General features: G+C 69.7%; 5 protein-coding genes. 3 read left to right on the forward strand and 2 right to left on the reverse strand.

Going from position 1 to position 12,130, the window contains the following annotated elements:
* Positions 1 to 508 precede the first annotated feature (508 nt).
* Positions 509 to 1,564 carry an O-antigen ligase family protein gene (locus ACFXKZ_RS07055; protein WP_379997216.1) on the reverse strand — a complete coding sequence of 352 codons (1,056 nt, stop codon included), beginning with the start codon at positions 1,562 to 1,564 and terminating at the stop codon, positions 509 to 511.
* Positions 1,565 to 1,687: 123 nt separating this feature from the next.
* On the opposite strand from ACFXKZ_RS07055, the gene ACFXKZ_RS07060 reads away from it, so the two are divergent.
* Positions 1,688 to 2,299 carry a NeuD/PglB/VioB family sugar acetyltransferase gene (locus tag ACFXKZ_RS07060; protein ID WP_379997218.1) on the forward strand — a complete coding sequence of 204 codons (612 nt, stop codon included), beginning with the start codon at positions 1,688 to 1,690 and terminating at the stop codon, positions 2,297 to 2,299.
* A gap of 16 nt (positions 2,300 to 2,315) precedes the next feature.
* Here the strand turns inward: ACFXKZ_RS07060 and ACFXKZ_RS07065 are convergent, their stop codons facing one another.
* A complete protein-coding gene (locus ACFXKZ_RS07065) occupies positions 2,316 to 3,251 on the reverse strand; it encodes an NAD-dependent epimerase/dehydratase family protein (RefSeq protein WP_379997220.1) in 936 nt (311 codons plus the stop codon).
* A 226-nt stretch (positions 3,252 to 3,477) separates the two neighbouring features.
* Here ACFXKZ_RS07065 and ACFXKZ_RS07070 point away from each other — a divergent pair, with 226 nt between their 5' ends.
* Together ACFXKZ_RS07070 and ACFXKZ_RS07075 are read left to right on the forward strand one after the other, a co-directional pair.
* Positions 3,478 to 6,711 carry a DUF4082 domain-containing protein gene (locus ACFXKZ_RS07070; protein WP_379997222.1) on the forward strand — a complete coding sequence of 1,078 codons (3,234 nt, stop codon included), beginning with the start codon at positions 3,478 to 3,480 and terminating at the stop codon, positions 6,709 to 6,711.
* A 251-nt stretch (positions 6,712 to 6,962) separates the two neighbouring features.
* Positions 6,963 to 11,711, forward strand: a complete 4,749-nt coding sequence (locus ACFXKZ_RS07075; protein WP_379997224.1) for a DUF4082 domain-containing protein — start codon at positions 6,963 to 6,965, stop codon at positions 11,709 to 11,711.
* The last annotated feature ends 419 nt before the right edge of the window (positions 11,712 to 12,130 follow it).

The raw sequence follows: 12,130 nt of genomic DNA on the forward strand, positions 1-12,130 counted from the left end.
CGGAACCATCCGACACCGTTTCGGGGGCATGGCGAGACGTCGGTTCACCGCGCCGGCCCGGCGGCCGGCCGGTCCCACGCCCGCCTGATGACAGGGCAGTGACCTGCACGTACAACGGGATGTCGGGGCTCGTACCCACCCGAACGGCAGACGGCCCCCCGGACCGTCCGTCCCGCCTGTTCTCATTCTCTGGAAAATCCCGCAACGAACTCGAAACGGGATTCCGGCAATCCTGCACGCAGATCGACAAACCTGCGAATCGACGTGACATTCCCCTTGCCTGGGAAATAGGTGCGCCCGTGGTGCGGCGATTCCACAAAATAGACGGGGACCCGCCTCGACGTGACGGATCTGAGCTTCATCTGAGGTTTCCCGAGCATAGATCGGGTGAAGCGGGCAAGTCGCGCAAAGCCCTCAATCAGGCTGACCCGGACAAACCGCGACCCCGGCAACTTCGGCCTTCGGCCGCCTCGTTTACCCGATCACGCCGGAAAAGACCGCGCCCGCGCTATGAAGCCCCCACCGCCGGAACCGCCCGCACCCGCGCGTCCGGCCCCGCCGTCGCCACCCCCACCAGCGCCCCGACCGCCGCCAACACCGCCGGAAACTCGGCCACATAGTCCATCGACGCCTGCACCACGAACGCCGTGAAGGTCACCGATCCCACCGCCACCACCGCCGGCGACCGCGCCGAGCGCCACAACCGCACGTACACCCATCCCACCACGACGACCAGACACAGCGCGCCGGGGATGCCCTGCTCGGCGCTCTGCCGCAGCCACATCGAATGCGCCGAGTGCACATCCGCGTCCGAACGCACTGTCGGACTGTTCCGTACGAACGTGCCGGGACCCGTCCCGCGCACCGGGAAACGCTTCGTCAGATGTACGCCGTCGCCCCACAGTTGCACCCGACGCTCGGTCAACCCCGCCCGGGCGGCGCCCTCGACGCCCTCCGTCCGCGTACCCAGCGCCCCGAGGACCACGGTGCCCAGCACCACCCCGGCCGCACACAGCGCAGACAACGCCACGACCGTGCCCCGCCGCCGCACCAGCGGCGCCAGCAGCGCGGTCGACAACACCGCCAGCGCACCCGCCGCCGCGGCCACCGACCGCGTCGCGAACGTACCCACCACCAACACCCCGGCCAACACCAGGAGTCCGGCCCGCCACCGACCCGACACGGCGGCCAGTGCGGCCAGACACGCCGCCCCCACCCCCTGCGCCACCAGCGCGCCGTCCGCGTTCCCATAATCCAACGGCGGTGCCGTCGCGTCCCCACTCACCGCGTCGGGCCACACCACCAACATCACCGTCACCGCGCCGGCGAGCATCGCCGGCACGGGTAACGCGAACCGCCCGCCGCACAGCCGCCCCAGCACGTACGCCCCGGCTACGACCGCCAACGCCAGCAGATACCTCCCCGGCGCACCCACCCGGTTCGCCGCCGCCACCGGAGCCCACAACGCCGCCACCGCGATCAGCGCGGCACCCAGCGGATCCAATCGGGACAGATATCGCGCCCTGCCGCGGACCCGAAGGTCGCCTTCTCGGTCAGTACTCACCGCACCATTCGCTTCCACTCGACGACCCGGGCCCGTCCTGCCGCGCCCGCGACCGCGTTCGTGCCCACGCTCGCGTTCGTGTGCGCCCCACCCCGACCGCCCGGCGGTGCCAGGATGTCCCCCATGCAGCTCTACATCTGCGGAGCCGGCGGCGTCGGCCGCGAAGCCCTCGACACCGCGCTCGCCGCCGCGCTCACCGTCACCGCGTTCCTCGACGACGCCCGCGCCGGCGAACAGGTGCGCGGACTGCCGGTGTTGCGCCCCGACGAGGCCGGCGGCGGCGAATATCTGGTCGGCATCGCCGCGCCCGCCGCCCGGGCCCGGCTCGCCCTCCTGCTGGAGCGGCAGGGCCTGCGCCCGGCCACCCTCGTACATCCGCGCGCGGTGATCGCGCCGGATACGGTGCTCGCGCCCGGCTGCCTCGTCCAGGCCAACGCGTACGTCTCCAGCAGTGTCACCCTCGGCCCGCACGCGCAGGTCCACTACAACGCCACCATCGGCCACGACAGCGTGCTCGACGCGCGCGCCACCGTGTATCCGGGCGCCAACATCTCCGGCAACGTGCACCTGTGCGCGGGCGCCACCGTCGGCAGCAACGCCGTCGTCCTACAGGGCCTGACCATCGGCCCGGACGCCTTCGTCGGCGCGGGCGCCGTGGTCACGCGCGACGTACCCGCCCGCACCACCGTGGTGGGCGCACCCGCCCGCCCCCTCCGCACACCCGCCGACGACTGACCCGCCCGACCGCGCCTCAGCCGAGCCGCGACCGGAACCACTCGACCGTCCGGGCCAGCCCGTCGCGCAACTCGACGGGCTCGGCCGCCGGGAACAACGCGCGCAGCCGCGACCCGTCCGCCTGGGAGTCCCGCACGTCACCGGGCCTGGGCGAGGTGTGCTCCACCTCGACCGCATGCCCGAGCACATCCGCCAACAAGGCGATCAGCGCGTTCAACGAAGTCCGGGAGCCGAAGGCCAGGTTGACCGGGATGTCCGAGACCACCCGGCGCAACACCGCATCGGTCAACACCGCGCACACACTGTCGATGTTGGTGAAGTCGCGCGTCTGTTCGCCGTCGCCCTGCACCGCCAGCGGCCGACCCGCCAACGCCGCGTCCACGAAGCGCGGAATCACCGCGGCGTACGCGTGATCGGCCGGTTGGCCGGGGCCGAAGACGTTGAAGAACCGGAACGGCAACACCGGCAGCCCGTAGCAGTTGCCGTACGCGATCAGATACGCCTCGGTGGCCAACTTGCTCACCGCGTACGGGCTCAGCGGCGCCGTGCGCATGTCCTCACGCTTGGGCAACTCGCGATTCGCGCCGTACACCGACGACGAGGACGCGGCCACCACGTGGATGTTCCCGGCCCGCCGCGCCGCCTCCAACACCTCCACGGTGCCCGTCGCGTTGGCGTGGTGGCTGGCCAGCGGTGCCTCCACCGACCGGGGCACCGACGGCAACGCGGCCAAGTGCACCACCGCGTCCGCACCCTCGAACGCGCGGTCGAGCAACTCCGGTTCCAGAATCGAGCCCTGATGCAACGTCACCTTCAACCCGGTGAGGTTCGCCAACGACCCCGTGGACAGATCGTCCACCACGTGCACGTCGCGCACCACATCGTGACCCTGCAACGAGGCGGCCAGATTCGCGCCGATGAAACCGGCACCGCCGGTGATCACTACCTTCACAAAGTCCCCCCGGACCGTCGCGCCCTACCATCCCCACCCGAGCCGCCGATTCGAACTCCCCGGGCCCGACCCGGAGTCGCCCCACCCCCGGCTTCCCGCACTGTACCCACGGCCCGCTGCACGAGAGGGCAAAACCCGGACAACAGGCCGGAACGTACGCCACACTTTCCCGTATCTCGGCCCCGGGACACCGCCCCGGGGACCGATATTCGGGTGGGGGACACTCATGAAGATACCCAGACCAAGGCTGCGCAGAGCGACCGTGCCGACACTGTTCGCGCTACTGCTCGCGTTGACCGTCGCGGCACCGCAGACACCCAAGGCGGCCGCGGGTCCCTGCGACGCGCCGGTCGCCAACGCCGTCGCCTGCGAGAACAGCAAGACCGGCAATCCTCGGACCGAATGGGACGTCAGCGGCGCCGGCAGCAATTCCATCCAGGGCTACTCCACGGACATCAGCGTCAACGCCGGTGGCCAGATCAAGTTCCGGATCGACACCACCGCGAGCTCCTACCGCGTCGACATCTACCGACTCGGTTGGTACAACGGCAACGGCGCGCGCAAGGTCTACACGATCCCGGCCTCCGCCACGACGCCCAAGCGGCAGGACGACTGCGACATCGACAACCTGGTGACCGGTCTGATCGACTGCTCCGACTGGACCGACTCCGCGTCCTGGACCGTGCCCGCCGACGCGGTATCCGGCTACTACATCGCCAAACCCACCCGCACCGACGGCAGTTCCGGCGCGAGCCAGATCCCGTTCATCGTCCGCAACGACGCGTCGCACTCGGCACTGCTGATGCAGTCCTCCGACACCACATGGCAGGCATACAACGCCTATGGCGGCAACGACCTGTACACGGGACAACCGGTCGGGCGCGCCTACAAGGTCAGCTACAACCGGCCGTTCACCACGCGCGCCGACAACCCCGAGGACTCGCTGTTCAACGCCGAGTTCGCGATGTTGCGCTTCATCGAACGCAATGGCTACGACGTTTCCTACACGACCGGCGTCGACACCGATCGACGCGGCCAACTGATCAAGAACCACAAGGTGTTCCTGTCCGTCGGCCACGACGAATACTGGTCCGGCCCACAACGCGCCAACGTCGAGGCGGCCCGGGACGCGGGCGTCAACCTCGCCTTCTTCTCCGGCAACGAGATGTTCTGGAAGACCCGTTGGGAGAACGGCGGGATCAACGGCAACGGTCCCGACCACCGCAACCTGGTCGCCTACAAGGACACCCACGCGAACCAGTCGATCGACCCGCTGGGCCCGAGCATGTGGACCGGCACCTGGCGCGACCCGCGCTTCTCGCCACCCGGTGACGGCGGTCGACCGGAGAACAGCGTCACCGGCACCATCTTCACCGTCAACTGCTGCACCACCGACATGAATGCCAACGGCGCCGACGGGCGGCTGCGCCTGTGGCGCAACACCCGCCTGGCCACCCTCGGCCTCACCGCGCAGACCACCCTCGGCAGCGGCACTCTGGGCTACGAGTGGGACTCCGACCTGGACAACGGCGCCCGACCCGCGGGCCTGATCCGCCTGTCCACCACGGTCAAGTCCGGCATGTCGGTGCTCCAGGACCAGGGTTCGACCTACGCCGACGGCAGTTCCACGCACAGCCTGACCCTGTACCGCGCGCCCAGCGGCGCCCTCGTCTTCGGCGCGGGCACCGTGCAGTGGGCCTGGGGCCTGGACGTGTACCGGGTCGGCGCGAACGGCACCGTGGACACCGCGATGCAGCAGGCCACGATCAACCTGTTCGCCGACATGGGCGTACAACCGGGCACGCTGATGAGCGGCATGGTCGCCGCGACCCAGAGCACCGACACCACGCCGCCCACCTCGACCATTACCGCGCCGACCAACGGCGGCAGCCTGCCCACCAATTCCAACGTCACCATTACCGGCACCGCGACCGACACCGGCGGCCGGGTCGGCGGCGTCGAGGTCTCCGTCGACAACGGCGCGACCTGGCACCCCGCCACCACCGGCCGGGACAACTGGACCTACGTGTTCACCACCGGCGCCGGCGGCTCGATCACCATCAAGACCCGCGCCACCGACGACAGCGCCCGTACCGAGACCCCGTCGGCGGGCGTCACCGTCACGCTCGGCGGCCCGCCGCAACCCGTCACGTGTCCATGCACCCTGTGGGCGCCGACCGACCAACCCTCGGCCGGACCCGACCCGGACACCGCCGCCACCGAACTCGGCGTCAAGTTCCAACCCGACCGGGCCGGCTTCGTCACCGGCGTGCGCTTTTGGAAGGACACCGCGAACACCGGCACGCACACCGGGACCCTGTGGTCCGCCTCCGGCACCCGACTCGCCACCGCCACGTTCACCAACGAAACCGCGTCCGGCTGGCAGCAGGTGACGTTCGCTCAGCCCGTGGCGGTCACTGCGGGCACCACCTACGTGGCGTCCTACCTGGCCCCCAACGGCAGGTACTCCGCCGACCAGGGCGGCCTGACCACCGCGCACATCCGCGGCCCGCTCACCGCACCGGCGAGCAATGCCGCCGGCGGCAACGGGGTGTATCGCTACGGCACCGGATTCCCGACCTCGACCTGGAACGACTCCAACTTCTGGGTCGACCCGGTGTTCACCACCACCAACGGCGGCCCGACCGGCACCGCGCCGCAGGTCACCACGACCGTCCCGGCGAGCGGGGAGGGCTTCGCCCCGGTCGGCGGCAACATCACCGCCACGTTCGATGTGGCGGTACAGCCCGCGACGATCGTCTGGACCATCGACCGGGGCGAAAGCGGCCGGGTCACCGGCACCGCGAGCTACAACGCCACGACCAGGGTCGCCACGTTCGATCCGGCCACCGACCTGATACCCGGCGCCACCTACTCGGTCACCCTCGGCGGCGCACAATCCGCCGACGGTACGCCGATGGCCGACAAATACTGGTCCTTCACCACGGCCGGCAGCACCCCGCCGCCCACCTGCAACCCGTCCTGCACCATCTGGCCCGCGACGGCGACGCCGGCCGTACTCTCCGACACCGACACCGCCGGCATGCAACTCGGCGTCAAATTCCGCACCACGGTGCCCGGGAAGATCACGGGCCTGCGGTTCTACAAGGGCCCGAGCAACACCGGCACGCACACCGGGACCATCTGGTCCGCCGCGGGCAGCATCCTGACCAGCGCGACCTTCACCGGCGAGACCGCGTCGGGCTGGCAACAGGTGAACTTCGCCCAACCGGTCGTGATCGCCGCCAACACCACCTACGTGGCCTCGTACTACGCGCCCGTGGGCCGCTACTCCTCCACCGAGGGCGGCCTGACGGCGGCGGCCGGAACCGGACCGATCACCGCCCCCGCCTCCGGCACCGTCGGCGGCAACGGCGTGTACACGACCGGCACCGGCTTCCCGACCGGCACCTGGAACGACAGCAACTACTGGGTGGACGTCGTCTTCACCACCAACTAGTCCTCACGGACCGGCTCCCACCAACCAGTCTCCACCGGCCAGTTCCCACCAACCCGTCCCGGCCCGGGTCCCGGCGCCGGCAACCGGCACCACCCGGAACCGACCCACGGAAACCGCGTCGCCGACGGCAACACGCCGCCGGCGGCCCGGTCTCCGGGACGGGCGCGGCGACCCGAGTTCCGGCGCGCCCACGCCCGCCCGCACCCACGAACCGACGACCGACCGTCATGCCATTGAGGAGCACCAACTCGATGAAGGTTGCCTGCGCCAGAACCAGACCGGGACTTCGACAACGCCGAGGGACATGGGCGAGCATCACGTTCGCCGCGATCGGCGCATTGTTGTTCACCCTGTTCGCCCCGATCACCGCGGCCCAGGCCGCACCATGCAGTCCGTGCTCGCTGTTCGCGGGCGCCACCCCGGGCGGCGCGGTGACCGACACCGACGCGGTGGCCGTCGAGTTGGGCGTGCGCTTCAAGCCCGCCCAGGACGGCACGATCACCCAGGTCAAGTTCTGGAAGGACGCGGCCAACACCGGCACCCACACGGGCCGGATCTGGAACACCGGCACCGGCACCGCCACTTCGGTGACCTTCACCGGCGAGAGCACGTCCGGCTGGCAGAGCGCCACGTTCGCCACGCCGATCCCCGTCACCGCCGGCACCGAGTACATCGCCTCCTACGTCGCGCCCGTCGGCCGCTACACGGTCACCGCCGACTACTTCGCGACCGACCGCACGGTCGAACAACTCGTCGCCCCGGCGAGCAACGGCACCCAGGGCAACGGCGTCTACACGTACAACCCCGGCGGCGGCATGCCGACCGACTCCTACCGGGCCGGCAACTACTGGGTCGACGTCTCCTTCGTCCCCGGCGCCGACACCACGCCGCCCACGGTCACCCAGACCGTCCCGGCCGCCAACGCCACCGGAGTGGCCACCGCCGCACCGCTGTCCGTCACCTTCAGCGAACCGGTCCAAGCCGCCACCGTGCAGTGGGCGGTCACCGCGACCGGCGGCCCGGCCGTCCCGGGCTCCGCGTCCTACAACGGCAACACCGCCACGTTCACGCCCACTTCGGCGCTCGCCGCGTCCACCGGCTACACCGTGAGCGTGTCCGGGGCCAAGGACGCCGCCGGCAACACCGCGGCGACCAAGTCCTGGTCCTTCACCACCGGCAACGGCAGTACCCAGAACATCGAGACCAGCATCTGGACCGGCCCGGTCAGCCCGACCACCCCGAACCAGACCGACAACAACAGCGTCGAGGTCGGCGTCAAGTTCCGCACCGCCACCGACGGCCAGATCAAGTCGATCAGGTTCTGGAAACTCGCCGGCAGCACCGGCCCCTACGCGGTCAGCCTGTGGGACAAGAACACCCAGACCCGGCTCGCCACCGTACCCAACGTCAACCGCACCGGAACCGGCTGGCAAACCGTCGACCTGCCCACCCCGATCACCGTGCACGCCGGCGTCACCTACGTCGCCTCCTACTTCGCCCCCAACGGCAACTACCCGGCCAACACCGCGTCGTTCTCCCAGGCCGTCGGCAACACGATGATCAGCGCACTCGCCGACGGGGTCGACGGCGGCAACGGCGTCTACAAGTACAACGCCGGCAGCATCTACCCGACCGACAGCTGGAACGGCAGCAACTACTGGGTCGACGTGGTCTTCAGCACCAACGCCGAGGACACCGTCGCCCCCGCCATCACCGACCAGTCGCCGACGCCCAACGCCAACGGCGTACTCGCCGGTGTACAACCCTCGGTCACCTTCAGCGAACCGCTCAAGACCACCGGCCTGACCTTCGAACTCAAGCGCAACGGCACGGTCATACCCACCGAACTCGAATTCGACAACCCCACCAACCCGACCCAACTCACCCTCAAGCCGAACGCCGAACTGGCCTACGGCACGCCGTACACACTCACCGTCGGCGGGGTCAAGGACCGCTCCGACAACGCGATGCCCGACGCCAACTGGTCCTTCACCACCGGCCAGGCCCCGCCCACCCCGCCGTGCGACGCGCCGAACACCGGCCCGATCCTGGTGATCAAGGCCGACTCGAATCCCTTCAGCTGCTACTACACCGAGATTCTGCGCGCCGAGGGCCTGAACTCCTTCGCCGTCAAGGACGCGAGCACGGTCACCGCGACCGTACTGAACGGCTACACCACCGTCGTCCTCGGCGACTTCGCACCCTCCGCACAACTGGTCGCCGACCTCACCACGTGGGTCAACGCCGGCGGCAACCTGATCGCCATGCACCCGCGCGCCGCCCTGGCCGGCCTGCTCGGCCTCGGCACCTCCGGCGGCTTCCAGGCCAACCAATACATGAAGGTCGACAGCGGCACCGCGCCCGGCGCCGGCATCTACAGCCAACTGAGCATGCAGTACCACGGCCCCGCCGACGTATGGACGGTCCCCGGCGGCGTCGGCACGATCCGCGTCGCGGACCTGTACACCCGCACCGGCACCAGCCCGCTCGGCCCGGCCGTCACCACCCGCACCGTCGGCAGCGGCACCGCCTCCGCCTTCACCTACGACCTGGCCCGCTCCATCGTGCAGACCCGCCAGGGCAACCCCGCCCAGGCCGGCGTCGAGAACGACAACTTCTCCGACAGCGGCGGCCCGCTGATGCGCGCCGACGACATGTTCTACCCGGACTGGGTCGACCTCAGCCGCGTCCGCGTCCCGCAGGCCGACGAACAGCAGCGCCTGCTCGCCAACCTGATCGAGATCGGCAACCGCGCCAAGGCCCCGATCCCCAGGACCTGGTACCTGCCCGGCAACGCCGCCACCGCCGCGCCCGACCTGCTCAAGGTCGTGATGGTCTCCACCGGCGACAACCACGGCCAAAACCTCAGCGACATGCAGGGTCGGGTCACCCGCTACAACAACAACAGCTCCGACCCGAACTGCTCCAGCCCCATCGCGGCCCTGCGCGACGCCGCAGTCCGGAACTGGAAATGTATGCGCGGCACCATCTACGTCTGGGGCCCGGGACCCCAGGGCACCCAGGCACCCCCGGTGTCCGACGTACAGAACTGGACCGCCCAGGGCTTCGAGATCGCCCGACACGTCGACGAGAACGGCAGCTGTCCGCAGATGCGCGCCGGCGCCTCGCAGGCGGACATCAACGCCGAACTCTCCGCGGTGTACGAGAACAGCCTGGACGACTTCACCCGCTACGCCCCGCTGAAGCCGACCACCAACCGGACCCACTGCCTGATCTGGCCGGACTGGAGTTCCAACGCGACGATCGCCCGGGCCAAGGGAATCCGGCTCGACACGAACTACTACTACATGCCCGACTACTGGAAGAACACCTGGGGCGGGGCGCTGATGAAGGCCAGTCCCGGATTCTTCACCGGCTCCGGATTCCCGATGCGCTTCACCGACCCCAGCGGTCAGATGATCGACATCTACCAGGGCACCACGCAGATCAACGACGAATTCCAACAGGTCTATCCGGATACGTTCGACCAACTCGTCAGCGGTGCCAACAACGACGGCTTCTACGGCGCGTTCGTGATGAACAACCACACCGACTCGGCGAACGCCAACGGCGGGGTGGGCAACGTGGGCCAGCTCGACATCGAGGCCGCGCTGATCGCCTCGGCGAAAGCGAAGAACGTCCCGATCGTCTCCGCCAAACAACTCCTGGACTGGACCGACGCGCGCAACGCCTCGACCGTCACCGGCCTGAACCGGGTCGGCAACACGGTCACCTTCACGGTCAACCAGAACGCGGCCGCGACGAACCTGATGACGATGCTCCCGACCACCGGCTCGGGCGGCACCACGCTCACCGGTCTGTCTCGGGGCGGCGCCCCGGTCACCTTCCAGAAGACCACGATCAAGGGCATCGAGTACGCCGTCTTCGACGGGACCTCCGGCGCGTACACGGCCACCTACGCCACCCCGGTCGCTCCGCTGATCGCCCGGGCCGAGGCGGCCCCGGCACCCGACGGCTCGGGCACCCTGACCTGGACGACGGACGTCCCGGCCACCACGGAGATGCAGCTCGGTACCCAGCCGGACCAGCTGCCCATCACCCAGCAGAGCGTGGAGACGGCCGGCGAGCACAAGGTGGCCCTGGGCGCGCTCAAGCCCGACACCACCTACTACTACCGACTCACCTCGGTGAACGCGAAGGGCGACCGCACCACCTGGCCCGCCCCGAACGCCAAGCCCGCCGAGTTCCGCACCCCCAAGGCCGACCGCAAGGCCCCGGTGATCAGCGACGTCGCGGTCAAGACCTGGCCGGACGGCAGCGCCGACCTGACCTGGAAGACGGACAAGCCCACCACGACGTCGGTCCTGCTCGGCGACACAGCGGCCGCGGTGCGCCCGGTATACACGGACGCGAAGCAGCGCACCACCACCCACCACGCCAAGCTCGGCCACCTCGGCGCCGGCGCGACGTACGCCTTCCGCCTGGCGGGCATCGACACGGCCGGTAACGAGGGGACCTGGACGGGCGGCGGCGGAAAGAAGAAGGACACGGCCCGCCTGGTCATGCCGAGGCCGGGCGTCGCCGAGACGGGCGCCTTCGACTTCACCAACGGCACGGTCTCGGGCGGAGCGGTCAGCGGCGACCGCCCCGACGCCCTCACCCTGGACCGGGCTCGCACCGGTACGTACGTATCCAAGGCCCTGGACGCCGGCCAAATGGTCACGTGGCTGGCGAGCGACTGGCAGGCCGACATTCCCAAGGGCACGACGCTGCGGGTATCGGTCCGAACCGGCACCACCGCGATTCCCGACGCGAGCTGGACACCGTGGAAGGACCTGGCCAAGCCGGGGGACACGGTGGGGACGTCGTCGCGATTCCTGCAATACCGGGTGGAGCTGACCGGCGACGGCGCGGCAATGCCGACATTGAAGGGCATCGGCTTCACACACGACGGCAAGGTGACCCCGACGGCCCCGGTGACGGAGGCGGGCCCGAACACCGCGCCGGGGCCGAACACGCGGACGGGGAAGGGGCGTTGAGGCTGCGCTGAGCTGGCGGCGAGGCGACGGTGACCCGCCGCCGAGGCCGTGGGGAGAGGTACGAGCGGCCGGGCCCGGAGCGATTTGGCGCTCCGGGCCCGGCCGTGTACTGTTGCGAAGTCCGCCCGGGAGGCGAGCACAATCCCCGATCACCGATTAGGCGATCGGAATGCGCTCCGCTAAAGTCGGCGGGCGCCGCCAAATGCCTCGGAAATGCGAATTCCCGATGCCCGAAGCGGCGGGACGAAGCGGGTCGGAAGATCTGCTAGAGTCTGAAAGGCGGAAAGCGCGGGAACGCGCCGGACGCCGAAAGCGAGGAAAGCAAAGCGGCCGAAACGGTGTGCTAAGCTGGAGACGCGAAAGCGAAACAAGAGAAACACAAAAGCAACACAAACCGAACGTCAAACGCCCGGAGGGCG

The sequence above is a fragment of the Embleya sp. NPDC059237 genome (assembly GCF_042754105.1).
Classification (GTDB): Bacteria; Actinomycetota; Actinomycetes; order Streptomycetales; family Streptomycetaceae; genus Embleya.